Genomic DNA, 26,018 nt, shown 5'->3' on the forward strand with positions numbered 1-26,018 from the left:
CGATCTGGCGCCGTGCCCGCCCTCGCCTGCGGGGCGGCGGCGCTCGGACTGCTGGTCCACGCCGCCGCCGCCCTCTCCCGGGCCTCGGCCCACACCAGGCCCTGAGCCCCCACCGACGTACCACCGCACCACCCCGCGGAGCCGACGCCGCGGGCCTCTTCGACACCGCACGAACCGACCGCACGAACTGACCGACCAAGGAGTAACCCGCCATGACCCCCCAATCCCCCGCACCGGCAGTCCGCCGTCGGCACCGAGGCGGTGCGCGATGAGGGTGCTGCTGCTCGGAGCCAACGGATTCCTCGGCCGCTTCGTCGCCGACCGTCTGCTCGCCGATCCCGCTGTCCACCTCACGGCCCTCGGCCGCGGCGACGACGCCGACGTCCGGTTCGACCTCGCCGGCGGCAGCCCGGGCGCGCTCACCCGCTTCCTGGACGCCGTCCACCCCGGAGTCGTCGTCAACTGCGCGGGCGCCACCCGCGGCGGCGCCCGGGAACTCACCCGCCACAACACCGTCGCCGTCGCCACCGTCTGCGAGGCCCTGCGCCGCAGCGGCTGCGGGGCCCGGCTCGTCCAGGTCGGCTGCGCCTCCGAGTACGGCCCCTCGCAGCCCGGCTCCTCCACCGCCGAGGACGCCATCCCGCGCCCCGGCGGCCCGTACGGCGTCAGCAAGCTCGCCGCCACCGAGCTGGTCCTCGGCTCGGGCCTCGACGCCGTGGTGCTCCGGGTCTTCTCGCCGGTCGGCCCCGGCACCCCGGCCGGATCCCCGCTCGGCCGGCTCGCCGAGGCGATGCGCCGGGCCATGCAGTCCGGCGACGGCGAGCTCAAGCTCAGCGGCCTCGGCGTGCAGCGGGACTTCGTCGACGTACGGGATGTGGCGAGGGCCGTGCACGCCGCCTCGCTCTCCGCCGCCCAGGGCGTCGTCAACATCGGCACCGGGCGGGCCGTGCGCCTCCGCGACGCTGCCGCCGTCCTCGCGAGGGTCGCCGGGTACGCGGGCGCACTCCACGAGCTGGACACGCCCCCCGCCCGCCTGCCCATCGGCGCCCCGCGCACCTCCGCCGAGTCGGTCATGGAGCACCTCTCGGCGACCCCGTCCCCGTACCCGGACGGCTGCGGCGTCTGGCAGCAGGCCGACGTCCGCACCGCGCGGGACCGGCTCGGCTGGCGCCCCCGGATCAATCTGGAGGAGTCCCTGGCGGACATCTGGATGGAGGCGGCGTGCCGTATCTGACCGCTCCCGCCGACGCCCGCAGGACCGCGGGCGGCGAGCAGCTCGGCTTCGGCGTCCCCGGCTACGCCCATCCGCTGCTCGCCCCCGCCGAATGGGCCGAGCTGGTCCGCCCCGGCACCCCGCTCCACTGGGCCGTCCTCAACATCGCTGAGGGCCCCGGCACCCGGCCCGACCCGCACTGCCTGGAGGTGGCCGGCAAACTCCGTAACGCACGGGAACGGGCCCTGCACGGCGAGGCCCCGGACGACTCCGTACGCGCCTGCGGCGGACGGCTCCTCGGCCACCTAGATCTCGCCTACGGCAACCGGCGGTTCGATGAGCTGATCGCCGATGCCCGGGCCTTCATCGACTGGTACCGGGTCGGTGGCTTCTATCTGGCCCGCTGCCCCGCCGAACGGTCCGAACTGCCTGCCGTCCGCCGTCTGACCGGCACACTCCACGCCCTGCTGGCGGAGAGCGACAGCGCGGACGACGGCGGCCGCCTGGTCCTCGGCCACGGCACCCACCCGTACCCCGGCTATGCGGAGGCGGCCGACCAACTGGTCTCCTTCCAGGGCCCGTGGACCGACTACCGCTGGTCACAGGTGGCCGAGTGGACGGCGGACTACCCGCCGGAGCGGTTCGCGCACTTCGTCCACGGGGTGCCGCGCACCCATCTCGACGAGGCGATGCGCATCGCCCGCTGGCAGGGCGCCGGGACGATCTTCTTCACGGACCGGGGCGGGCGGAGCGACGACGGACAGAGCGGACAAACCGATCCATTCGCGGCGCTGCCCAGGTACTGGGACGAAATCGTCTCGCGGATCGGACCCGGTATCTCGGAATGAGAGGGGGCGTGGCAGTGTTACCGGAAGAACAACCGTACGTAGTCGAAGTACGTAAAATCCGACCACCTGCATTGTTGAGGTTCCTGTGTCGCTGCCACCCCTGGTCGAGCCAGCCGCTGAGCTCACCGTCGACGAGGTCCGCAGGTACTCGCGCCACCTGATCATCCCGGATGTCGGGATGGACGGGCAGAAGCGCCTGAAGAACGCCAAGGTGCTCTGTGTGGGCGCCGGCGGTCTCGGCTCGCCGGCCCTGATGTACCTGGCCGCGGCCGGCGTCGGCACGCTGGGCATCGTGGAGTTCGACGAGGTCGACGAGTCGAACCTGCAGCGCCAGATCATCCACAGCCAGGCCGACATCGGCCGGTCCAAGGCGCAGTCCGCCAAGGACTCCGTGCTGGGCATCAACCCGTACGTCAACGTGGTCCTTCACGAGGAACGGCTCGAAGCCGAGAACGTGAAGGAGATCTTCGCCCAGTACGACCTGATCGTGGACGGCACGGACAACTTCGCCACCCGTTATCTGGTCAACGACGCGGCCGTGCTGCTGAACAAGCCGTATGTATGGGGCTCGATCTACCGCTTCGACGGCCAGGCCTCCGTGTTCTGGTCCGAGCACGGCCCCTGCTACCGCTGCCTCTACCCGGAGCCCCCGCCGCCGGGCATGGTCCCCTCCTGCGCCGAGGGCGGCGTGCTGGGAGTCCTGTGCGCGTCGGTCGGCTCGATCCAGGTGACCGAGGCGATCAAGCTGCTCGCCGGCATCGGTGACCCGCTGGTCGGCCGTCTGATGATCTACGACGCCCTGGAGATGCAGTACCGCCAGGTCAAGGTCCGCAAGGACCCCGACTGCGCGGTCTGCGGCGAGAACCCGACCGTCACCGAGCTCATCGACTACGAGGCCTTCTGCGGCGTCGTGTCCGAGGAGGCCCAGGAGGCGGCGGCCGGCTCCACGATCACTCCGAAGCAGCTCAAGGAGTGGATCGACGGGGACGAGAAGATCGAGATCATCGACGTCCGCGAGCCGAACGAGTACGAGATCGTCTCGATCCCCGGCGCGAAGCTGATCCCGAAGAACGAGTTCCTCATGGGCAACGCCCTTCAGGACCTCCCGCAGGACCGCCGCATCGTCCTGCACTGCAAGACGGGTGTTCGCAGCGCCGAGGTCCTCGCGGTCCTCAAGTCGGCGGGCTTCGCCGACTCGGTGCACGTCGGCGGCGGCGTGATCGGCTGGGTCAACCAGATCGAGCCCGCGAAGCCGATCTACTAGAGCCCGCAGAAGCTGCGGAACGTACGGAGAAGGGGCCGGCCCACCTCGTGTGGACCGGCCTCTTCCGTGCGCCTGCGGCCCGTCACGAGCAGGTCGTGCCGTCCTGGGGGACCTTCCCGTCCAGGAAGTAGTTGTCCACCGCCGCGGTCACGCAGTCGCCCTCGCCGTACGCCCCGTGCCCCTCACCCTCGTTGGTGAGCATGATGCCGACACCCTTGCCCAGCTCGTCCGCCATCCTCTGCGCCCCCTCGTACGGGGTGGCCGGGTCGCCGGTCGTTCCGATCACCAGGATCGGGCCCGCGCCCGGCGCACTGGTCTCCGGCGTCTCGTGCTCCCCGTCGACCGGCCACTGCGCGCACCAGCCGGCCGTGTCCCAGGCCAGGAACGGCCCGAACACCGGGGAGAGCCTGCGGAACTCCGGCAGCAGCGCGCGGGCCTCGTCCACCGTGGGGCGGGCCTTGGAGTCGGCGCAGGAGATGGCCCGCTGGGAGTGGGCCTGGGTGTCGTAACGCCCGTTCTCGTCCCGCCCGTTGTACGAGTCGGCGAGACGGAGCAGCCCGTTGCCCGTGCCCTTGTTCTCCGCCTCGTCCAGGGCGGCCGTCAGCGCGGGCCAGTTGGACTGCGAGTAGAGCGGGGTGACGATGCCGGTGACGGCGAGGGACTCGGTCAGCTCGCGGCCGGACGCGGTCGGCAGCGGCTTCCTGTCGATCCTGGCCAGCATCCGGGCGATGCGCTCCGAGCCTGCCTTCGGATCCTGGCCGCGGTCCTTGAGGTAGTTCTCCAGGGCGCGCTGGAAGCCGGTCGCCTGGTTGCGGGCGTGCCCGATCCCGTCGGCCGTGGGGTCGACGACCGCGTCCAGGACGGTGCGCCCCACGTGGTGCGGGAAGATGTGCGCGTACGTGCCGCCCAGCTCCGTACCGTAGGAGAAGCCGAAGTACGACAGCTTGTCGTCGCCGATGACCTGGCGGATCAGGTCCAGGTCACGGGCGGCGTTGGACGTGCCGACGTGCGGGAGGACCTTGCCCGACCGGCGCCGGCAGCCCGCGCCGAAGTCCGCGCCGTCCTTGATGAACGCCGCCTCCTCGGCCGCCGTCTCCGGGGTCAGGTCCACGCTACGCAAGGCCTGTTCCTGCTCCTCGTCGGTACGGCACTGCACCCCGGAGCTGGCCGCGACCCCGCGCGGATCGAACCCCACCAGGTCGTAGCGGGAGTTGAGCCTGTCGTACGAGGAGGCCGCGCGCGGCAGTATCTCGACGCCCGAACCACCCGGGCCGCCGAAGTTGAACAGCATCGAGCCGAGTCGGCGGTCCTTGTCGCGTGCCTGCTTGCGGATCAGCGCGATGGCGATGGTCTCGCCGGCCGGCTTCGCGTAGTCCAAAGGCACCTCGACGCTCGTACAGCGCCAGTCGGAGCCGGGCGCGCTCCCGCCGCGCGGTGCCTCGCAGCGCGTCCAGTCGGGGCGCTGGGAGGTGAGGGCGGCGGGCAGGGGCGGGGTCTTCGGCGTTTCCTTCAGGTCCGGCGACGGAGAGGGGGCGGCGTCACCGGAGCGGCCGTCCGCCGGCTCGCTCTTCTCCGCTTCCGTCGCCAGCAGGCCGCAGCCGGCCAGCAGTCCCGCCGCCAGCAGGCTTGCCCCCGCCCGGACGACGGCCCGTCGGGCTCCTCGGTGCGCACGCATGATCCGGCTTCCCTCCCCGTGGCCCGGAGCCGGTGGTGACGCGTCGGGCGCTTGTGATGTCCGGTCATGCTAAAGGCTGTTGCCCGGGCGCGGATCATTCGCAGACAGTGCCCGACTTCGGCACCGTACCGTTCAGGAGATAGCCGTCGACGGCCCCCTGGACACACGCGTTCTTACTGTTGTACGCGCCGTGGCCCTCGCCCTTGTACGTCAGCTCGACGCCCACTCCCTTGCCGAGTTTCTCCACCATCGCCTGTGCGCCCGCGTACGGGGTCGCCGGGTCGCCGGTGTTGCCGATGACCAGGATCGGGGCGGAGCCGGGAGCGCTGACGTCGGGGGTCACCCAGGCGCCCGCGACCGGCCAGCCGGTGCAGCCCATCAGGCCCCAGCCCAGGTACTCGCCGAACAGCGGCGAGGCCTCGCGGAAGGCGGGCAGGGCTGCCTTCGTCTGCGCCAGGCTGAAGCGCTGCTTGTTGTCGGCGCAGTTGATCGCGATGTTGGCCGCGTTGGAGTTGTCGTACCGCCCGTCCTCCGAGCGGCCGTTCAGCGAGTCGGCCAGCGCGAGCAGCAGGGCGCCGGAGCCGCCGTCGGCCTCGTCCAGGCCCTGCTCCAGCAGCGGCCAGGTCTCCTGGGAGTAGAGCGCGGAGGCGATGCCGGTGGTGGCCAGCGTCTGCGTCAGCGCCCGGTCGCCGAGCCCGTCGATCGGCTCCTTCTCCAGCTTCGCCAGGAAGTCGGCGATCCACTGCTCGACCTCCGCGCCGGTGGCGCCGGGCAGGGCGCACTTGTCGCCGCGGTCCGCGCAGTCGTTCGTGAAGTTGTCGAAGGCGAGCTGGAACCCCTGGGCCTGGCCGAGGGAGGACTGCTCGGCGTCCTTGGTGGGGTCGACCACCGCGTCGAAGACCGCCCGGCCGACCTTGTCCGGGTAGAGGTGGGCGTAGACGCCGCCGAGCTCGGTGCCGTAGGAGATGCCGAAGTAGTGCAGCTTGTCGTCGCCGAGGACCGTGCGCATCAGGTCCATGTCGCGGGCGGCGTTCGTCGTGCCCACATAGGGCAGTTCGGAGCCCGAGTTCTTCTTGCAGGTGGCGATGAAGTCCTTCTGGCCCTGGACGAACTCCTTCTCCTCGGCCGCGTCGTCCGGCGTGGAGTCCTCCTGGTAGAGGGCGTCCAGCTGGGCGTCGTCCGCGCACTCCACGCCCTCGCTGCGCCCCACCCCGCGCGGGTCGAAGCTCACCAGGTCGTACCGGGTGCGGAGCCTGTCGTAGTCCGCGCCGAAGGCCGGCAGGGTCGCGACACCGGAGGCGCCGGGTCCGCCGAAGTTGAACACGAGCGAGCCGATCCGCCGCTTCTGGTCCTTGGCCTTCCCCCGGATCAGCGCCAGCTCGATCGTCCGGCCGTCCGGCTCCGCGTAATCCAGCGGTACGTCCATGAAGGAGCACTCCCAGACCGCGCCCCCGGGCAGCGGCGAGGGCGACTCACCACCGCCCTGCGCCACGTTCGGCGCCGGGCAGGGCGACCAGTCCAGCTTCTGCGACGCCAGTTCCCCGGAGGTGGCGGTGGGGGAGGCGGTCGAGGCCCCGCTGGGCGTGGAACGGCCCTCCCCGCCCCCGTCGCCGCCGTCCGAGCAGCCCGCCAGGGGCAGCAGCACGGTGGCGGTGGCGGCGAGGGCGGCGGCGCGCAGAGCGGGGGAAGTCCTCATGGGCTCCATCGTGCGGCGGGGCGCCGGGGAGCGCGCTGGGGCGCGGTCCATGCGGGTGGTGCACGGCGCGTGCGGCGGGGTCGCGTGCGCCCTTCCGGATGCTCAGAGTTCGCCCTTGCGGGTCAGCTGGTTGAAGGCGATCCACCCCGGCAGCACCGGCAGCCACAGCGTCATCACGCGGTACAGCAGCACCGCGGGCGCCGCCACCTCCATCGGCAGCCCGACCGCGATCAGGCCCAGCGTCAGGGCGCCCTCGACCGCGCCCATGCCGCCCGGGGTGGGAGCGGCGGAGCCGAGCGCGTTGCCCGCGAGGAAGACCACCGCGATGCTCGCGTAGCTCAGCTGGGCCACGTCAGGGCCGCTGAACGCCCGGATCGACGCGTCCAGGCAGAGCACGAACAGGCCGGTCAGCAGCAGCATTCCGCCGATCCCGGTGACCAGCTTCTGCGGCCGCTGCACCACGTCCAGCATGCGCGGCACGACCCCGGCGAACAGCGAGCGCACCCGCGTCACCACGAACTTCCGCAGGAACGGAATGGCCGTCACCACCAGCACCAGCACCGCGACGGTCAGCAGACCGGCGATCACCGTACGGGAGGGGGTGAGGGAGTCCGGGGTCTTCTCCGTCCCCGTGAGATAGCCGAAGAGGGCCAGCAGCAGGATGTGGCAGCCGAGCCCGAAGAGCTGCGAGGCCCCGACGCTCGCCACGGCCAGACCGGGGCGCACTCCGGCGCGTTGCAGGAAGCGGGTGTTCAGCGCCACACCGCCGACGGCGGCCGGGGCGACGATCTTCACGAACGAACCGGCCACCTGCGCCTGCACGGTCTTGAGGAACGGCACCCGCTCCGGCACGAAGCCCAGCAGGCTCATCGCCGCCGCCACGTAGCTGAGCCCCGAGAAGCCGAGCGCGGCGGCCACCCAGCCCCACTCCGCCTGCTCCACGAGCACGCCGAAGTCGGCCTGGGTGACCTGGGAGATCAGGAAGTACGCGGCGATGGCCCCGGCGATGAAGCTGAAGAGGGTGCGCGGCTTGATCCGCTCCAGGCGGACCGGTTCGACCGGTGCCTGGGGGCGGATCAGCAGCACCTGGCGGCGGATCTGGGTGAGCAGGTCTCCCTCCCGCGCCTCCTCCATCGCGTCGTCCACGGCCCGCTTCTCGGCCTGCTTCTCCGTCCGCAGGGACTTGCGCTCGGCCTTGTGGCCGGACCTGGGCTCGGCCTGAGCCTCGGCCCCGGCCTGCGCGGCCTCGTCCGCCGCGTCCTGCGCCCGCGCCTCCTTGGCCGCCCGCGAGGACTCCAGCACCGCGTCGCGCTCCTGCTGCGACCGCTCCCGCGCGAGCCGACGCAGCGTCGCCCGGGTGGAGCGGCTCAGCGCGATCGGCTGGAGCAGCGGCAGGCAGTCCGCGACGGCGTCCGGGCCGAGCACGGCCAGGGCGCCGGAGACCGAACGCTCGGCCCCCACCCGCAGTCCCAGGGTGGTCAGCAGCTGCGCCACGTCCATCCGGAGCACCAGGTCCCCGGCGGCGATCTCGCCGCCGCGCAGGTCCGTCACGAACGCTTTGCCGGAACGATCCACCAGCAGCGCGTCACCGGTCAGCCTGCGGTGCGCGATCCGGCGCGACTGGAGGGCCTTCACCTGACGCCAGGCGCTGCGCACCAGGTCGTCGGTGATCTCCTCGTCCTCCATCTGGTCCAGCGACCGGCCGCCGATGTGCTCGTAGACGAGCATCACCGCGTCCGGGCCCAGCTCGGAGGTGGCGATGAGCTTCGGCGCGTTCGCCCCGGCGGCGATCGCCGCGTACGCGAGCAGCGCCTCCTGCTCAAGCGCCTGCCGCAGCGACTGGATCGAGCGGCGCTGGGTGATCCCGCGCAGCGTCAGCCGGCGCCAGGCGCGGTAGAAGAACCCCTGGGCCTGCTGTTCCCGGTCGACGACCGTCACGTCCAGCGGGGGCCCGTCCTCCAGGGTGACCAGATACCGCCGTCCCCGGTCGTTCTGGTCGGTGTTGTCGTTGTCGGGGGCATCCTCGGTGCGCATCGCGGCGACCGGCCGGAAGCCGACGTGCCGGAGCCCCGCCATCAGGTGCTGGCCGGTGGGGCGGACGTTCGGGGAGCCGACCGCGTACAGCGTTCCGTACGCGACGGTCCAGCCGATCAGGACCGTCAGGATGATCGAGAACGGGGTGGTGTACCCGCCGACGAGCATCGCGAACGCGTCGAGCAGCAGCACCGCCCAGAGCACGACCCGCCAGCGCGGCCGTCTCGCCATTCCGACCGCGGTCATGTACGCGATCACGGGGGCGAGGTAGCCGTGCACCGGATCGGTCAGTCCGACGCCCGGCTGGGGCTGGGTCAGCGCTTCCTGGATGGTGCCGGGCGCGGAGCGCGAGACCCAGAGATCGGTGGCGAGGGTGACCCCGTGGGCGAGCACGGCGGCCAGTACGCCGTCGGCGATGCGCAGCCCGTCCCGCTTGATCAGCCGCTCGATGGCGAAGGCCACCGGCACGAGCAGCACGGCGATGCTGGAGACCAGGCCGGCCATCTTGATCAGCAGATCGGGCGCCTGCTCGGTGCCCTTGGAGATGTCGTCCTCGAGGCCGGTGGTGGTGCCCTGGGCGAACGCGGCGATGGCGAACAGCACGGCGACGGCGGCGATGCCGATCAGCAGCCGCATCAGGTCGGAGGGGCGGTGCACCCGGGCGGGGAGCAGCGGCTCGTCGCCGGAGACCCGGTCGCTCAGGGCGGCCTCGGCGGAGGCGAGGGTGGAGCCGGTGAGGTAGCCGCTGGTGGACGCGGTGGCCGCGGTGGGACCTTCGGCCCGGACCGCCTGGGCGGGTGCCGGCGCACTCTCCGCGCGCTCCCCGGCGGGCTCCGGCGCGCTCGGCGGGCGCTCTCCGGCATCGGAGGCGTCCGCCGCCTTCGGTGGCTGCACGCCCTGCTCCTTCGTCGCCTCTGGTTCGTCTTCGTGGTCTCGTATCACCGGTCACCGCCCGGATGATGGTGGCACGGCCCGGAGACGGAGGGAGGCATCAGGGTGCGTCGCCCGGGCGCGGGATGCGCAACATACGCCCCTTTGCACCTGCGCGCACGCTCGGTGCCCGTACCGACACGGTTCCGTCCGCACTGTCGGTGGCGTACGGCAGGATGGGGCGGATGAGCCAGGACGAGACGGGCGAGGGGCAGCCGGCCGAGCTGCCCCAGTACGCGGAGCGGGTCCTCGACGTCGCCGACCTGATCCCGCCGGGCCGGGTCATGACGTACGGCGATGTCGCGGAGTGGCTGGGCGACGGCGGCCCCCGGCAGGTCGGCCGGGCCATGGCGCTGTACGGCTCCGCCGTGCCCTGGTGGCGCGTGGTGCGGGCCGACGGGGGGCTGCTCCCGGGCCACGAGCTGCGGGCGCTGGACCACTACCGCGCGGAGGGGACCCCGCTGCGCGAGGCGTCGGGCCATGCGGACGGCCACGTTCCGCGGCTCGACATGCGCCGCGCGCGCTGGGACGGCGACGGGGGAGGCGCCGGCGGCCCGGCCGACGGTCGGAGCGAGGAAACTCACAGGTGACGGCGGACGCCACCGCCCGCCTCCGGCAGGGCGCGGCCGGATACGTGACGAGGGACGCAGCGCACCCGCCGCCTCCCGCGCCCCCGCTGGCGTAGCGTCGTCACCGCGCTCCACCCGCGCCCCCTCTCCTCGTCCCGCAAGGATGGCCTTTTTCGGTCTGTATGACCTGTGTGACCTGTATGACCCGTAAACCCACCAGGACCGGCGATCCACGTGAGCTCCTCCTCTTCCACCCGGCACAGTCCGCACCGTGAGTCACGGCCGCGGATCACGGGCGCGTACCGCCTGGTGCGCACCCCGCCGGGTTCCGTGGAACCTCCTCTCCTGGACGCAGGCCAGCGCGCTGTGGTTGATCACGCCGACGGACCGCTGCTCGTCCTCGCGGGTCCCGGCACCGGCAAGACCACCACGCTCGTGGAGTCGGTGGCGGCCCGGGTGAACCGGGGCGCCGACCCCGCCCGCATCCTCGTCCTCACCTTCAGCCGCAAGGCCGCCGTCGAACTGCGCGACCGGATGGCGGCCCGGCTCGGCGCGGCCCGCGGGCCGCAGGCCACCACCTTCCATTCGTACTGCTACGCCCTGGTCCGCGCCCACCAGGACGCCGATCTCTTCGCCGATCCGCTGCGCCTGCTCTCCGGGCCCGAGCAGGACGTCACCGTCCGCGACCTGCTCGCCGGCCAGCTCGACCTGGAGAAGGAGGGCCTGGCCCACGTCCGCTGGCCCGACGAGCTGCGCGCCTGTCTGACCACCCGCGGATTCGCCGACGAGGTGCGCGCCGTGCTCGCCCGCAGCCGCGAACTGGGACTCGGCCCGGACGCGCTCGCCGCCTTCGCCCGCCGCACGGGCCGCCCGGACTGGGGCGCGGCGGCCCAGTTCCTCGCCGAGTACCTCGACGTCCTCGACGCCCAGGGCGTCCTGGACTACGCGGAGCTGGTCCACCGCGCGGTCCTGCTCGCCGAGCGTCCCGAGGTCTCGGCGCAGTTGGCCGGGGCGTACGACGCGGTGTACGTCGACGAGTACCAGGACACCGACCCGGCCCAGGTGCGCCTGTTGCACGCCCTGGCGGGGAACCTGGGGAGCGGGGCGCACGCCGGGGGCGGGAGCAGGGGGCCCGGGGCGGGCGGCGGCCGGACGCTGGTGGCCTTCGGCGACCCGGACCAGTCGATCTACACGTTCCGGGGCGCCGACGTGAACGGCATCCTCGAGTTCCCCGACACCTTCCGGCGGGCCGACGGAACCCCCGCACCCGTGGGCGTCCTCACCACCTCGCGGCGCTCCGGCTCCGGCCTGCTCGCGGCGACCCGGCTGCTCACCCGCCGGATGCCGCTGACCCGGCTGCCCGCCGACACCGTCCGCGCCCACCGCGACCTGCACGCCGTCCGGGAGGGCGGCCGGGTGGAGACGTACACCTACCCGACCGCCTCCACGGAGCTGGACAACATCGCGGACCTGCTGCGCCGCGCCCACCTGGAGGACGGGGTCCCGTGGCGGGAGATGGCCGTGCTGGTACGGGCCGGAGGCCGCTCGCTGCCCGCCGTCCGCCGCGCCCTCACCTCGGCGGGCGTCCCCTTGGAGGTGGACGGCGACGACCTCCCGCTCCGCCACGAACCGGCCGTCGCCCCGCTGCTGACGGCCCTGCGGACGGTGGCGACGGCGGCACTGCACCACCGGTCCGCTGACAGGGAGACCGAGCTGGGGACGGAGCCGGCCACGAAGACGAAGCCGGAGACGGAGCCGGCCACGAAGACGACGGAGACGGAGTCGGCCCCGGAGATGGACACGGAGACGGAGCCGGCCCCGGACCTCGGCGAGGGCGGAGCACCCCCCTGGCTGGGCACCGAGACCGCCCTCACCCTCCTCGCCTCCCCCCTCGGCTCCATGGACGCCGCCGACCTGCGCCGCCTCGGCCGGGCCCTGCGCGACGAGGAGCGCGCCGCCGGAATCCGGGTCCCCGCCCCCTCCGACGAGCTGCTCGCCCGCGCCCTGGCCGAGCCCGAACGCCTGGTCACCCACGATCCGGCGTACGCCCACGGCGCACAGCGCCTCGGCGCGCTCCTGCGTAAGGCCCGCGAGCTTCTCGAAGGCGGCGGCACCGCCGAGGAGGCCCTGTGGACCCTGTGGAACGGCACCCCCTGGCCGGGCAGGCTGGAGCGGGCCGCGCTGCGCGGCGGGGCGGGCGGCCGCAACGCCGACCGGGACCTCGACGCGGTGTGCGCCCTGTTCGACACGGCCGCGCGCGCCGAGGAGCGCACCGGCGGGCGAGGGGCGCTCAACTTCCTGGAGGAGGTCGATGCCCAGGACATCGCCGCCGACACCCTCTCCCGGCGGACCGGCCGCCCCGACGCCGTACGCCTGATGACCGCCCACCGCTCCAAGGGCCTTCAGTGGCGGCTCGTCGTCGTCGCCGGAGTCCAGGAAGGGCTCTGGCCCGACCTGCGCCGCCGCGGTTCCCTCCTGGAGGCGGACCGGATCGGCCGCGACGGGCTCGCCGAACCCCTCACGCCCGGCGCACTCCTCGCCGAGGAGCGCCGACTCTTCTACGTCGCCGCCACCCGGGCCCGCGAGCGCCTTGTGGTCACCGCCGTGAAGGCCCCCGCCGACGACGGCGACCAGCCCTCCCGCTTCCTCACCGAGCTGGGCGTCGAACCCCGCGACGTCACCGGCCGCCCCCGCCGGCCCCTGGCCGTCGCCGCGCTCGTCGCCGAGCTGCGTGCCACCACCGTCGACCCGGCCGCCTCCGACGCCCTGCGCGACGCCGCCGCCCACCGCCTCGCCCGGCTCGCCGCGCTCACCGACGACGAGGGCCAGGCACTCGTGCCCGCCGCCCACCCGTCCCGCTGGTGGGGCCTGGACGAGCCGACCCGCTCCGCCGTCCCGCTGCGCGACCGCGACCAGCCCGTCACCCTCTCCGGCTCCGCCCTGGACCAGCTCGCCAACACCTGCGCCCTCCAGTGGTTCCTGGGCCGGGAGGTGAAGGCCGACGCCCCGGCCACCGCCGCCCAGGGGTTCGGCAACGTCGTCCACGTACTCGCCGACGAGGTCGCCTCCAGCCGTACGCCCGCCGACCTCGACGTCCTCATGGAGCGCCTGGACTCCGTCTGGAACGGCCTCGCCTTCGACGCCCCCTGGAAGTCCGAGCAGGAGAAGGACCAGGCCCGCGCCGCCCTGGAACGCTTCCTGAAGTGGCACGTCCTGGACCGCGGAGGCCGCACCCCCGCCGCCAGCGAGCACGACTTCGACGTGACCTTGGAAGCGGGCGCGTACGCCGTCCGCATCCGGGGCTCGATGGACCGGGTGGAGGAGGACGCCGAGGGAAGGGCATACGTCGTCGACTTCAAGACCGGCAAGGGCGCGCCCACCAAGGACGAGGTGGCCACCCACCCCCAGCTCGCCGTCTATCAGCTGGCCGTCCGTGAGGGCGCGGTGGACGAGGTCTTCGACGGCCGGCGGCCCGAACCCGGCGGCGCCGAACTGGTCCAGCTCCGCCGGCCCGCCCCCAAGAAGGAGGGCGGCGAGGCCTTCCCCAAGGTGCAGGCCCAGGAGCCGCTGACCGGGGAGTGGGTCTCCGACCTGCTCGCGACGGCCGCCGGAAAGGTCCTGGACGAACGGTTCACGCCCACCACCGGCACCCACTGCACCCACTGCACCTTCCGCGCCTCGTGCAGCGCGCAGCCGGAGGGGCGGCAGGTGGTGGAGTAGGGCTTTCGTGGGCATCGGCCCGGCTTGTCAGCGGGTCCGGTTACCGTTGCTCAGGTGTCCTCACGCATCACCGATCCCGAGCAGCTCAAGGAGCTCCTCGGGATCCCCTTCACCCCGGAGCAGACGGCCTGCATCACCGCGCCGCCCGCCCCGCAGGTGATCGTGGCCGGAGCCGGGTCGGGGAAGACCACGGTGATGGCGGCCCGCGTGGTCTGGCTGGTCGGCACCGGCCAGGTCGCCCCCGAGCAGGTCCTCGGCCTCACCTTCACCAACAAGGCGGCGGGCGAGCTGGCCGAGCGGGTCCGCAAGGCGCTGATCGCCGCCGGGGTCACCGATCCCGAGGTCATCGACCCGGACAATCCGCCGGGCGAGCCCACCATCTCCACGTACCACGCCTTCGCCGGCCGCCTCCTCACCGAGCACGGCCTGCGCATCGGCCTGGAGCCGTCCACGCGCCTCCTCGCCGACGCCACGCGCTACCAACTGGCAGCGAAGGTGCTGCGCGAGGCCCCGGGCCCGTATCCGGCGCTGACCCGCTCGTTCCCCACCCTCGTCAGCGACCTCCTGGCGCTCGACGGGGAGCTGTCCGAACACCTCGTACGCACGGGCAAGCTGGAGGCGTACGACACCGAGCTGCTGCGGGAGCTGGCCACCGCCAAGCTCAGCAACGCCGACCTGCGCAAGATCCCCGAGACCGCCGAGGCCCGCCGCTCCCTCCTCGGCCTCACCGAGCGCTACCGGTCCGCCAAGCGGAGCCGGGACCTCCTGGACTTCGGTGACCAGATCGCCCTCTCCGCCGAGCTGGCCCTGACCCGGCCGGAGGTGGGGGAGATCCTGCGGGACGAGTTCCGGGTCGTGCTGCTGGACGAGTACCAGGACACCTCGGTGGCCCAGCGCCTGCTGCTGTCGGCGCTGTTCGGGAGCGGTACGTCCTCCCCGGCCACCGGCCACGCGGTGACCGCCGTGGGCGACCCCTGCCAGGCGATCTACGGCTGGCGCGGCGCCTCCGTCGCCAACCTCGACGACTTCCCCGAGCACTTCCCGCACGCGGACGGCGCCCCCGCCACCCGCTACAGCCTCAGCGAGAACCGGCGCAGCGGCGGCCGCCTCCTCCACCTCGCCAACGGCCTCGCGGAACCCCTGCGCGCGATGCACGAAGGCGTCGAGGCGCTGCGCCCCGCGCCGGGGGCGGAGCGCGACGGGATGGTCCGCTGCGCCCTGCTGAGCACCCACACCGAGGAGATCGACTGGCTCGCCGACTCCCTCGCCCACCTCGTGCGCACCGGCACCCCGCCCGGCGAGATCGCCGTCCTGTGCCGCACGGCCGGGGACTTCGGGCAGATCCAGGCGGCCCTGGTCGCCCGGGACATCCCGGTCGAGGTGGTCGGCCTCGCCGGGCTGCTGCACCTGCCCGAGGTGGCGGACCTGGTCGCCGTCTGCGAGGTCCTCCAGGACCCGGGTGCCAACGCCTCCCTGGTCCGCCTCCTCACCGGACCGCGCTGGCGCATCGGTCCCCGCGACCTCGCACTCCTGGGCCGCCGCGCCCGCCTCCTCGTCCACCGGGCCGCCCAGGGGGACGACGCCGACCCGGACCGGCGGCTCGCGGAGGCCGTCGAGGGCACCGACCCGGCCGAGGTGATATCGCTCGCGGACGCCCTGGACACCTTCCTGATCGCGGGGGACGCGGCGGACGACGGGCTGCCGTTCTCGGCGGAGGCGCGTGTGCGCTTCGCCCGGCTCGCCCGCGAGCTGCGCGACCTGCGCCGCTCGCTCGCCGATCCCCTGATGGACGTCCTGCACCGCGTCCTGGCCACCACGGGCCTGGAGGTCGAGCTGTCCGCGTCGCCGCAGGCGCTGGCCGCCCGCCGTCGCGAGACCCTCGCCAACTTCCTGGACACAGCGGCCGGTTTCGCCTCCCTGGACGGCGAGGCGTCCCTGCTCGCCTTTCTGGGCTTCCTGCGGACCGCCGCGCAGTACGAGAAGGGGCTCGACAACGCGCTGCCCGGCGGCGAGAACACCGTGAAGGTCCTCACCGCGCACAAGTCCAAGGGCCTGGAGTGGGACGTGGTCGCCGTGCCCGGACTGGTCACCGGCCAGTTCCCCAGCGACCGGGCCCGGGACGCCTGGACCGCCCAGGCCAAGGTGCTCCCGCACGCCCTGCGCGGCGACGCGGCGACCCTCCCGGTGCTGGACGCGTTCGACGCCAAGGCCATGAAGGCCTTCAAGGAGGAGATGAAGGAGCACCAGCACACGGAGGAGCTGCGCCTGGGCTACGTCACCTTCACCCGGCCCCGTTCCCTGCTGCTCGGCTCCGGCCACTGGTGGGGCCCCTCCCAGAAGAGGACGCGTGGTCCGTCCGCCTTCCTGCAGGCGCTGTACGAGCACTGCGTGGCGGGCCACGGCGAGATCGAAGCCTGGGCGGACGAGCCCGCCGAGGACGAGGAGAACCCGTCCCTCGCAGCGCCCGGCACCGACCTGGCCTGGCCGCTCCCGCTGGACGCCACGGCCCTCGCCCGCCGGCGCACCGCCCGGGACACGGTGCTCGCCCACCTGGAGAGCCTGGCCGTCCACGGGGACGAGCAGACACCGGCGTACGCCCCCGAGCCCGATGACGTGCCGGCGTACGAGGACGAGCCCCCGATCGACGAGCCCCCGGCCGACGAGGACTGGGACTGGGACGCGCTCCCCACCGAACGCCCCCAGGACGCCCCGGCCACGGCACCGGAGAACGTACGGGACTCGGCACCGCACATCCCGGCCGCCCGCCACCCCCAGGAGGCGGACCAGGCCCCGGAACCCGCCCCCGAGCAACGGCTCACCCCGGAGGAGGCCCGCACCCTCGCCTCCTGGGACCGGGATCTCGACGCCCTCGCGGGGGAGCTCCGCCGTGCCCGCGCCACCGTGCACGACGTCCTCGTCCCCGCCGCGCTCTCCGCCACCCAGCTGCTGCGCCTGGCCGAGGACCCCGACGCCTTCGCCAAGGAGCTGGCCCGGCCCATGCCCCGGCCGCCGCAGCCGGCCGCCCGCCGGGGCACCCGGTTCCACGCCTGGGTGGAGTCCCGGTACGAGGAGCTGCCGCTGCCCATGCTCGGCCCCGACGAGCTGCCCGGAGGCGACGAGAGCGACGCGGACATCGCCGACGAGCGGGACCTCGCCGAGCTGAAGGAGGCGTTCGAGCGCACCGCGTACGCCCGGCGCACGCCGTACCGGGTGGAGACCCCGTTCCAGATCACCCTCGCGGGCCGGGTGATCCGGGGCCGTATCGACGCCGTGTACCGCACGGGTGACACCTACGAGATCGTCGACTGGAAGACCACCCGCCATCGCACCGCCGACCCGCTCCAGCTCGCCGTCTACCGGCTGGCCTGGGCCGAGCTGCACGACCTGCCGCTCACCGCGGTCACCGCCACCTTCCTCTACGTACGGAGCGGGGAGACCGTCCACCCCCAGGGGCTGCCGGGCCGGGCCGAGCTGGAGCGGATCCTGCTGGACGATCCGGCTCCGCGGGACGGATAGGCTCAACGGCATGAGCGAGACCCCGGACAGCGCCGTCCGTACGTACACCGAACAGCACCGCGCAGCCTTCCTCGACGACCTCGCCGAGTGGCTGCGCATCCCGTCCGTGTCCGCGCAGCCGGAGCACGACGGGGACGTACGGCGCAGCGCCGAGTGGCTGAGCACCAAGCTCAAGGAGACCGGCTTCCCGGTCACCGAGATCTGGGAGACCCCCGGCGCCCCGGCGGTCTTCGCCGAGTGGCCCAGCGAGGACCCGGACGCCCCGACGGTCCTGGTCTACGGCCACCACGACGTGCAACCCGCCGCCCGCCAGGACGGCTGGGCCACCGACCCGTTCGAGCCGGTGATCCGCGACGGCCGGATGTACGGACGCGGCGCCGCCGACGACAAGGGCCAGGTGTTCTTCCACACCCTCGGAGTCCGCGCCCACCTCGCCGCCACCGGCCGCGCCACCCCGGCCGTCAACCTCAAGCTGCTGATCGAGGGCGAGGAGGAGTCGGGCTCCCCGAACTTCCGCGCCCTGGCCGAACAGCACGCCGCCCGCCTCGCCGCCGACGCCGTGATCGTCTCGGACACCGGCATGTGGGACGAGGAGACGCCGACCGTCTGCACCGGCATGCGCGGCCTCGCCGAGTGTGAGATCGAGCTGTACGGCCCCGCCCAGGACATCCACTCCGGATCGTTCGGGGGAGCCGTTCCCAACCCGGCCACCGAGATCGCCCGGCTGGCCGCCGCCCTCCACGACGAGGACGGCCGCGTCGCGATCCCCGGTTTCTACGAGGGAGTCACCGAGCTCACCGACTCCGAGCGGGCCCTCTTCGCCCAGCTGCCCTTCGACGAGGCGACCTGGCTGCGTACGGCGAAGTCGCAGGCGGCCTCCGGAGAAGCCGGTTACTCCACGCTGGAGCGCGTCTGGGCCCGCCCCACCGCCGAGGTCAACGGCATCGGCGGCGGCTACCAGGGCGCCGGCAGCAAGACGATCATCCCCTCATCGGCCCTGGTGAAGATCAGCTTCCGCCTGGTCGACGGCCAGGACCCCGACCGCGTACAGCAGACCGTCCGTGCCTGGGCGGAGTCCCGCGTCCCGGCGGGTGTCCGCCACCGGATCACGTTCCAGCCCGCCACCCGCCCCTGTCTGACCCCGCTGGACCACCCCGCACTCCAGGCGGTGGCCCGCGCGATGGCCCGGGCCTTCGGCAAGAAGATCCTCTTCACCCGCGAAGGAGGCTCAGGCCCGGCCGCCGACCTCAGGGACGTCCTCGGCGCCCCCGTCCTGTTCCTCGGCATCTCCGTACCCTCCGACGGCTGGCACGCACCCGACGAGAAGGTCGAGCTGGACCTGCTGCTGAAGGGCGTGGAGACGACCGCGTACCTGTGGGGCGAGATGGCCACGGCGCTCGGCCGATGAACCCGGCCCCACCTCCGCACACCCGATCCGCCCAGGGGGAGTAGGAAGCACCTGTGAGCACCTTCGACAACGCCACCGCAGACCGCCCGATCAGCCTCACCGCGCCCGGCGGCATCGACCGCGCGGCGCACCACCGCCTCGACGAGGCGTGGCTGGCCGTGGCGTGGAGCCACCCGACGACCCGCGTCTTCGTCGTCTCCGGCGGGCAGGTGCTGATCGACGACACCCCCGAGGGGGGCACCGCCATCGTGATGACCCCGGCCTTCGAGGCCCCGGTCACCGAGACCCACCGCTACTTCCTCGGCACGGACGAGGAGGGTGTCAGCTACTTCGCGCTCCAGAAGGACTCGCTGCCCGGACGCATGGACCAGTCGGCCCGACCGGCCGGCCTCCGCGAGGCGGGCCTGCTGCTCGGCCCCCGTGACGCGGGCCTGATGGCGCACGCGGTCGCCCTGGAGAACTGGCAGCGCCTGCACCGCTTCTGCTCCCGCTGCGGCGAGCGCACCGTCATCGCGGCGGCCGGGCACATCCGCCGCTGCCAGGCCTGCGGCGCCGAGCACTACCCGCGCACCGACCCGGCGGTCATCATGCTCGTCACCGACGACCAGGACCGCGCGCTGCTGGGTCGCCAGGTGCACTGGCCCGAGGGCCGCTTCTCCACGCTCGCCGGGTTCGTCGAGCCGGGGGAGTCGATCGAGCAGTCCGTGGTGCGCGAGGTGTACGAGGAGGCGGGCGTCACCGTCGGCGAGGTCGAGTACGTCGCCAGCCAGCCGTGGCCCTTCCCCTCCAGCCTGATGCTGGGCTTCATGGCCCGGGCGACATCCTCGGAGATCACCGTCGACGGCGAGGAGATCGAGGAGGCCCGCTGGTTCTCCCGCGAGGACCTCACCGCCGCCTTCGAGTCCGGCGAGGTCATGCCCCCGTTCGGCATCTCGATCGCCGCCCGGCTGATCGAGCTCTGGTACGGGAAGCCGCTGCCGAGGCCGGGCAGCCTGAACCGCACCAACTGAACGGGAAACGCGAAGGCCCCCGGCACCAGCCGGGGGCCTTCGTGGAAGTTCGGTGCTCCGAGCGCGGGCGTCAGGCGGCCAGAGCCTGCTTCACTTGGGCCAGCGACGGGTTGGTCATGACCGACTCGGTGCCCGAGGGGGAGACGATCAGCAGCGTCGGGACCGTCTGGTTTCCGCCATTCGCCTTCTCGACGAAAGCCGCCGAGTCCGCGTCGTGCTCGATGTTGACCTCGTTGTACGCGATGCCCTCGCGGTCCATCTGGCCCTTGAGCCGACGGCAGTAGCCGCACCAGGTGGTGCTGTACATCGTCACAGTGCCCGCCATGTCGGTGGCGCTCCCTTGTCTCGTCCGTCGCGCTGCGCGGCCGGCAGCGTCACATGCGGACCGGCGGCCTGCGCCGCCATTCCCGCACCGAGTGGAACGTACGGGAGGCGGTCACCATTCCCACAGCGGCATCGGAGCCCCGTCGTCACCCGCATCAGCCCCGTCGTCCCCTGCATCAGCCCCGTCGTCCCCTGCATCAGCCCCGGTGTCCCCCGCATCAGTACGACGAATACCTCACCCCTGTGGACAACCGCCGCGTCCGCCCCAGGAGACCTGGCAGCATGGCGGGGTGACAGCAGCAACGCATTCCACCCTCTTCCCGCAGGTTCCCGAGACCCCGGACGCCGTGCTCGACGGGCTCGACCCCGAGCAGCGCGAGGTGGCTCTCGCCCTGCACGGACCGGTGTGCGTGCTGGCCGGAGCGGGTACGGGCAAGACCCGCGCGATCACCCACCGCATCGCGTACGGGGTGCGCGCGGGCATCCTCCAGCCCGCCTCGATCCTCGCCGTCACCTTCACCAACCGGGCCGCCGGCGAGATGCGCGGACGGCTCCGGCAGCTCGGCGCGACCGGGGTCCAGGCGCGGACGTTTCACTCCGCGGCGCTCCGGCAGCTCCAGTACTTCTGGCCGAAAGCAGTCGGTGGTGAGCTGCCGCGGCTGCTGGAGCGAAAGGTGCAGCTGGTCGCCGAGGCCGCCGCCCGCTGCGAGCTCCGGCTCGACCGCAACGAGCTGCGGGACGTCACCAGCGAGATCGAGTGGGCCAAGGTCACCCAGACCGTGCCCGCCGACTATCCGGCCGCGGTCGCGAAGACCCGGCGGGACGCCCCGCGCGACCCCGCGGTCCTCTCCCAGATCTACTCCACCTACGAACAGCTCAAGCGCGACCGTTCGGTGATCGACTTCGAGGACGTGCTCCTGCTCACCGTCGGCATCCTCCAGGACCGGCACGACATCGCCGACCACGTGCGCGGCCAGTACCAGCACTTCGTCGTCGACGAGTACCAGGACGTGAGCCCGCTCCAGCAGCGACTGCTCGACCTCTGGGTCGGCGACCGGGACGACCTCTGTGTCGTCGGCGACGCCAGCCAGACGATCTACTCCTTCACCGGGGCCACCCCCGACCACCTGCTGAACTTCCGCACCCGCCACCCCGGCGCGACGGTGGTCAAGCTGGTCCGGGACTACCGCTCCACCCCCCAGGTCGTCCATCTCGCCAACGGCCTGCTGAGCCAGGCCCGCGGCAAGGCCGCCGACCACCGGCTGGAGCTGGTCTCTCAGCGCGACAAGGGCCCTGAACCGGTCTACGCGGAGTATCCCGACGAGCCCCACGAGGCCGAGGCCACCGCCCGTCGCATCCGCGACCTGATCGCAGCGGGTGTCCCGGCCGGTGAGATCGCCGTCCTCTACCGGGTCAACTCCCAGTCCGAGGTCTACGAGCAGGCCCTCGCCGACGCGGGTGTGGCCTACCAGCTGCGCGGCGCCGAGCGGTTCTTCGAGCGGGCCGAGGTCCGTGAGGCGGGCACCGCCCTGCGCGGCGCCGCTCGAGCCGGGCGCAACGACTCGCTGCTCGACGGGGCGGAAGGGCTGCCGTCCCAGGTGCGGGCGGTGCTCTCCACGAAGGGCTGGACCACCCGCCCGCCCGCCGGATCGGGGGCGGTGCGCGACCGCTGGGAGTCGCTGGCCGCGCTGGTGCGGCTGGCGGAGGACTTCGAGGCGGCCAAGCCGGGGGCGACCCTGACCGACCTGGTCCGGGAGCTGGACGAGCGGGCGGCCGCCCAGCACGCCCCGACGGTCCAGGGGGTGACGCTGGCCTCGTTGCACTCGGCGAAGGGCCTGGAGTGGGACGCGGTGTTCCTGGTCGGCCTGAACGAGGGCATGATGCCGATCGCGTACGCCAGGACCGACGAGCAGGTCGAGGAGGAGCGGCGCCTGCTGTACGTCGGCGTCACCCGCGCCCGGCTCCACCTCTCGCTCTCCTGGTCCCTGGCGCGTTCCCCCGGCGGACGGGCGAGCCGCAGGCCCAGCCGGTTCCTGAACGGGTTGCGCCCGGGCTCCACGGCGCTCGGCGCCCGGGGCGGGGCCGGAGGCGGCGGAGGCATCGACCGGGGGACCGGCCGGGCCCCGGCGGCGGCTGAGCGAACGGAGGCCGTCGAGCCCACGCCCCGGCGGCCGGTGCGGTGCCGGGTCTGCGGCCGGACCCTCACCGACGCGGGCGAGATGAAGCTGATGCGGTGCGAGGAATGCCCGTCCGACATGGACGAGGCGCTGTACGGCCGGCTGCTCGACTGGCGCGCCGGCCAGGCGGCCCGGCTGAGCCAGCCGGACTACTGCGTCTTCACCGAGAAGACGCTGATGGCCATCGCCGAGGCGGTGCCGTCCACCGAGGGGGAGCTGGTCGTCATCGCCGGCGTCGGGAACCGGAAGCTGACCCGTTTCGGAGCCGATGTACTCGCCATCTGCGCAGGTGAGACGGTCGGTGAGGGGTCGGACGAGGGCGGCGGGGAGAGGTGAGGAAAACTCGTCCAGAAAATAGTTTGCGCCCGCCCCAGTCGTCACCATAGGTTCTTAACCACGGGAACAGCGACTTCTCTGAAGCCCTGATTCCGTGCTGTACTTATCCGAATACGCAGGACCGGCTCCGGCCGGTCCCCCCGAGACGCCGAGAGGAGGCGATTGAAGTGATCAGCATCATCGGAACCCAGAAAATGACCGGTCTTTCGGTCGTCTCCGCCTGCTCGCTCGGCCTCGCCCGCTCCTCGGCTGCTTCGCTCCGCGCCACCGGTCTGTCCGGCATCTCCGCCGTCAGCCCGATGTCCCTGGCGAGCCTCCCCGTGATGCGGGAGCGCAATGAGCGACCGATCGAGGCACCGGCGGCAGCAGTAGCGAAGGATGCACAGGCTCAGGCCTATGCCTTTGCGGCAGCCGGTGCCGGAGCCAAGACGCAGACGCAGCACCACACGATGTGGGCCTTCCGTGGGCCTGAACCCTGGAGCGATCCAGCCTGATCCAGCATCAGGCCGGCGCCTCAGGGCCGCGGAACCCCACTCGGGATCCGCGGCCCTTTTGTTTTGTCCGAACGGACGGGACACACCGAAGGCGCCTCGGGCCAGCAGTACCAGCCGCCAACCGGCCAACAGGCCGGCACGACCAGACGAGGACACCACCCACCGTGCAACTCGAAGCGCACGCCCCGTCAGTACCGCAGTCCGACTCGATCTCCCCGCCCGGCTCCACGGAGGACTCCACCTTGCTCCCCCTCACCGCGCTCACCGCGCTCGACGACGCCATCGAGAACCTGGGCGTACCCGTTCCCTGCCGCTCGTACGACCCGGAGGTCTTCTTCGCCGAGTCCCCGGCCGACGTCGAGTACGCCAAGTCCCTCTGCCGTACCTGCCCGCTCGTCGAGGCCTGCCTCGCCGGCGCCAAGGAGCGACGCGAGCCGTGGGGCGTCTGGGGCGGCGAGCTCTTCGTCCAGGGTGTCGTCGTGGCCCGCAAGCGGCCGCGTGGCCGTCCGCGCAAGAACCCGGTGGCAGCGTGACCGCCGAATGCGGCGCCCCCGCCCCCACGCGGTGGCTGCGCCTAGGAACCATCGACCGTCCCCAGACCCATGACCCCCGGAATCAGGCACCAATGATCACCCCCACGAAGGAGCCCGTCGGCTCCGCGACCCCCGACGTCACCATCATCGGCGCGAACGACTCGCGTCAGAACAGGACCCGCGAGATGCAACTCATCCCAGAAGCCATGGCCCGTGCGCATATGCACGACCGTCTGCGGGAGGCCGAGGTGGACCGCCAAGCGGTGCGCCTCGTCGCCGCCCGCAAGATGCAGCGCCGAGCGGAGCGCGCCTCGCTGCGCGCCCGTCGGGCGCTGGCCATGGCCGTCATGCACTGAGAGGCCCCCACCTCTCCGCTCCACGCCGGAGCATCACGGCTCCACGCCGGAGCACCACCGCTCCTCGCCGGGCAACCGCTCTGCCCGGTGAGGAGCCACCACCCGCCCGCGGGGCCGTCCGAACGAGGACGGCCCCGCGGTGCGTTGTGCTGCCGGGTCCCGGGCGGGGATATCGTCACGAGGTGGACGAGGACACGCATCCCCCCGAACAACCGGCTGCTGGACCGGTGGTCTGTGCCCGCTGCGGCACCGCCGCCGAGGGCGGGACGGCCCCGGTGACCTGGCTCTCCTCCGTGGAGGACGGCCGCCGCCTCCACTTCTGCGAGACCTGCGCCCGCCTCCACATCAGAGCGATCGAGAGCCGCCTCGACTCACTCTGGTGGTGACCCGGCTACGCGCCGCCCTCCGGGACCGACTCCGGCTCCTGCCTCTCCGGGGCGAACTCGGGCTCCGCGGACTCCCCGCTCTCCGCAACGAACCCCGGCAGCCACGCTTCGAGTTCGTCCCGCAGCCGGACCGCCGCACCGAGCTGGCACAGCACCCCGATCGTGCTGAGCGTGACCCGGTGTATCAGGAGATAGGACGGCGGGAGGTTCAGCTGCCTGCCGAGCTGGTGGGCGGGGGAGCGCGGATCGGCGATCCGGGCCGCCTGGTCCCGCAGCCAGCCCCGGGAGAAGGAGAACTCCTCCACCTGTGCCGGTTCGATGATCGGGAGCAGGTAGTCGAGCACCTCGTCCGGCTCCAGATCGATCGACTCCTTCACGAAGCCCTCCTCGCGCAGCAGCCCGTACACCGCGGCCGCGTCGCCCTCCAGGGTCATCCGCAGGGATTCACCGATGGTCCCCGGCAGCCCGCCCGGAAGGCGGTCCACCGTGCCGAAGTCCAGCACCCCCAGCCGCCATGGCCCGGCATCGGCACTCCCTTCGTCCGAGCCGTCCGAGCCGTCCGAGCCGCCCGGGGCCTTTGATCCGTCCGAGCCGTCCGGGGTCTCCGCCGGGGGCAGCAGCCGGAAGTTGCCCGGGTGCGGGTCGGCGTGGAGCAGGCCGGTGCGGGCCGGGCCCGAGAAGAGGAAACGCGCCAGCAGCTGCCCGGCCCGGTCCCGCTGCTCCGCCGTACCGTCCGCGATGACGTCGGCCAGCGGCACCCCGTCCATCCACTCCGTCACCAGCACCTGGTCGGACTGGTGCACCACCCCCGGGATCACCACATCGGGGTCGTCCGCGAACTCCTCCGCGTGGACCCGCTGGGCCTGCGCCTCCAGCTCGTAGTCCAACTCCTCCGACACCCGGTCGCGCATCTCCTTGATGAGCGGCTTGATGTCCATCCCCGGGACCAGGGGGCCGAGCAGCCGGGCGAAGCGGCTGAGCTGGGTGAGATCCGAGAGCAGCGCCTCGCCCGCCCCGGGATACTGCACCTTCACAGCGACCTTCCGGCCGTCGTGCCACACCCCCCGGTGCACCTGCCCGATCGAGGCGGCGGCCGACGGCTTGTCCTCGAACTCCAGGAAGCACTCCCGCCAGTCCTCACCGATCCGCTCGGCCAGCACCGCGTGGACCGTGGCGGCGGGCAGAGGTGGCGCGGCCTCCTGGAGTTTGGTCAGCGCGGCCCGGTAGGGGCCCGCGACCTCCTCGGGCAGCGCCGACTCGAAGACGGAGAGGGCCTGGCCCAGCTTCATGGCCCCGCCCTTCAGCTCGCCCAGGGTCTTGAACAGCTGGTCCGCCGTGCGCTGCTGCACCTCTCGGGCGACCAGCTCGGCGGACCTGCCGCCGATCCGCTTGCCCAGACCCCAGGTGGCACGGCCGGCGAAGCCGAGCGGGAGCGCGGCCAGCCTGGCCGTACGCGTAACCGCCTTCCGGGGAAGATCAGACATGTGCCCCTCCAGTTCCCAGACTGCCGTGCCGCTCGGGCCGACGGT

At 72.8% G+C, this 26,018-nt stretch carries 18 protein-coding genes; 13 read left to right on the forward strand and 5 right to left on the reverse strand.

Translation table 11 applies throughout. From position 1 onward, the window contains the following. Positions 1 to 268 precede the first annotated feature (268 nt). The 3 genes from ABZ154_RS20125 to moeZ all read left to right on the forward strand — a co-directional run bounded on the left by ABZ154_RS20125 (position 269) and on the right by moeZ (position 3,325). Positions 269 to 1,234, forward strand: coding sequence for an NAD-dependent epimerase/dehydratase family protein (locus ABZ154_RS20125; RefSeq protein ID WP_356834416.1), 966 nt, complete (start codon positions 269 to 271; stop codon positions 1,232 to 1,234). Then, positions 1,222 to 2,061, forward strand: a complete 840-nt coding sequence (locus ABZ154_RS20130; RefSeq protein WP_356834418.1) for a spherulation-specific family 4 protein — start codon at positions 1,222 to 1,224, stop codon at positions 2,059 to 2,061. The genes ABZ154_RS20125 and ABZ154_RS20130 overlap by 13 nt, the downstream gene beginning before the upstream one ends. Positions 2,062 to 2,146: 85 nt before the next feature. Further along, positions 2,147 to 3,325, forward strand: a complete 1,179-nt coding sequence (gene moeZ / locus ABZ154_RS20135) for an adenylyltransferase/sulfurtransferase MoeZ (protein ID WP_356834421.1) — start codon at positions 2,147 to 2,149, stop codon at positions 3,323 to 3,325. Between the two features lie 82 nt (positions 3,326 to 3,407). Here moeZ and ABZ154_RS20140 read toward each other — a convergent pair whose 3' ends face one another. The 3 genes from ABZ154_RS20140 to ABZ154_RS20150 form a co-directional block, all read right to left on the reverse strand. Next, positions 3,408 to 5,000 carry an alpha/beta hydrolase gene (locus ABZ154_RS20140; protein WP_356834423.1) on the reverse strand — a complete coding sequence of 531 codons (1,593 nt, stop codon included), beginning with the start codon at positions 4,998 to 5,000 and terminating at the stop codon, positions 3,408 to 3,410. Between the two features lie 94 nt (positions 5,001 to 5,094). After that, positions 5,095 to 6,696 carry an alpha/beta hydrolase gene (locus ABZ154_RS20145; protein WP_356834425.1) on the reverse strand — a complete coding sequence of 534 codons (1,602 nt, stop codon included), beginning with the start codon at positions 6,694 to 6,696 and terminating at the stop codon, positions 5,095 to 5,097. Between the two features lie 102 nt (positions 6,697 to 6,798). Further along, a complete protein-coding gene (locus tag ABZ154_RS20150) occupies positions 6,799 to 9,624 on the reverse strand; it encodes a lysylphosphatidylglycerol synthase transmembrane domain-containing protein (RefSeq protein ID WP_356834427.1) in 2,826 nt (941 codons plus the stop codon). Between the two features lie 221 nt (positions 9,625 to 9,845). Between ABZ154_RS20150 and ABZ154_RS20155 the strand changes: the two genes are divergently transcribed. From ABZ154_RS20155 to nudC, 5 genes are all read left to right on the forward strand, one after another. Further along, positions 9,846 to 10,250 (forward strand): MGMT family protein, encoded by a 405-nt coding sequence (locus ABZ154_RS20155; RefSeq protein WP_356834429.1) that lies wholly within the window; start codon positions 9,846 to 9,848, stop codon positions 10,248 to 10,250. A 213-nt stretch (positions 10,251 to 10,463) separates the two neighbouring features. Continuing rightward, entirely contained in the window at positions 10,464 to 13,949 is a 3,486-nt protein-coding gene (locus tag ABZ154_RS20160) for an ATP-dependent DNA helicase (RefSeq protein ID WP_356834431.1), read from the forward strand. A 54-nt stretch (positions 13,950 to 14,003) separates the two neighbouring features. Further along, complete coding sequence (locus ABZ154_RS20165) at positions 14,004 to 17,465, forward strand: UvrD-helicase domain-containing protein (RefSeq protein ID WP_356834433.1); 3,462 nt, start codon at positions 14,004 to 14,006, stop codon at positions 17,463 to 17,465. 10 nt (positions 17,466 to 17,475) lie between these two features. After that, entirely contained in the window at positions 17,476 to 18,873 is a 1,398-nt protein-coding gene (locus ABZ154_RS20170) for a dipeptidase (RefSeq protein ID WP_356834435.1), read from the forward strand. A gap of 53 nt (positions 18,874 to 18,926) precedes the next feature. Beyond that, the gene (gene nudC / locus ABZ154_RS20175; protein WP_356834437.1) at positions 18,927 to 19,883 is read left to right on the forward strand and encodes an NAD(+) diphosphatase; all 957 of its coding nucleotides are present in this window, start codon (positions 18,927 to 18,929) and stop codon (positions 19,881 to 19,883) included. A 70-nt stretch (positions 19,884 to 19,953) separates the two neighbouring features. On the opposite strand, the gene ABZ154_RS20180 is transcribed toward nudC, so the two are convergent. Next, on the reverse strand, positions 19,954 to 20,208 hold the full coding sequence (locus tag ABZ154_RS20180) for a glutaredoxin domain-containing protein (RefSeq protein ID WP_073878569.1): 255 nt from the start codon (positions 20,206 to 20,208) through the stop codon (positions 19,954 to 19,956). A gap of 289 nt (positions 20,209 to 20,497) precedes the next feature. Between ABZ154_RS20180 and ABZ154_RS20185 the strand changes: the two genes are divergently transcribed. The 5 genes from ABZ154_RS20185 to ABZ154_RS20205 all read left to right on the forward strand — a co-directional run bounded on the left by ABZ154_RS20185 (position 20,498) and on the right by ABZ154_RS20205 (position 24,489). Beyond that, on the forward strand, positions 20,498 to 22,720 hold the full coding sequence (locus ABZ154_RS20185) for an ATP-dependent DNA helicase UvrD2 (protein ID WP_356834439.1): 2,223 nt from the start codon (positions 20,498 to 20,500) through the stop codon (positions 22,718 to 22,720). Between the two features lie 167 nt (positions 22,721 to 22,887). Then, complete coding sequence (locus tag ABZ154_RS20190) at positions 22,888 to 23,214, forward strand: hypothetical protein (RefSeq protein WP_356834441.1); 327 nt, start codon at positions 22,888 to 22,890, stop codon at positions 23,212 to 23,214. A gap of 164 nt (positions 23,215 to 23,378) precedes the next feature. Continuing rightward, on the forward strand, positions 23,379 to 23,747 hold the full coding sequence (locus tag ABZ154_RS20195) for a WhiB family transcriptional regulator (protein ID WP_015611216.1): 369 nt from the start codon (positions 23,379 to 23,381) through the stop codon (positions 23,745 to 23,747). Next, positions 23,744 to 24,103: a hypothetical protein gene (locus tag ABZ154_RS20200; RefSeq protein ID WP_356834443.1), complete on the forward strand. Its 360-nt coding sequence runs from the start codon at positions 23,744 to 23,746 to the stop codon at positions 24,101 to 24,103. The genes ABZ154_RS20195 and ABZ154_RS20200 overlap by 4 nt, the downstream gene beginning before the upstream one ends. Before the next feature lie 182 nt (positions 24,104 to 24,285). Next, positions 24,286 to 24,489: a hypothetical protein gene (locus tag ABZ154_RS20205; RefSeq protein WP_327220451.1), complete on the forward strand. Its 204-nt coding sequence runs from the start codon at positions 24,286 to 24,288 to the stop codon at positions 24,487 to 24,489. Positions 24,490 to 24,494: 5 nt separating this feature from the next. Here the strand turns inward: ABZ154_RS20205 and ABZ154_RS20210 are convergent, their stop codons facing one another. Beyond that, positions 24,495 to 25,973, reverse strand: coding sequence for an AarF/ABC1/UbiB kinase family protein (locus ABZ154_RS20210; RefSeq protein WP_356834445.1), 1,479 nt, complete (start codon positions 25,971 to 25,973; stop codon positions 24,495 to 24,497). Positions 25,974 to 26,018 lie beyond the last annotated feature (45 nt).

It is taken from the genome of Streptomyces sp. NPDC006261 (assembly GCF_040613515.1).
Classification (GTDB): domain Bacteria; phylum Actinomycetota; class Actinomycetes; order Streptomycetales; family Streptomycetaceae; genus Streptomyces.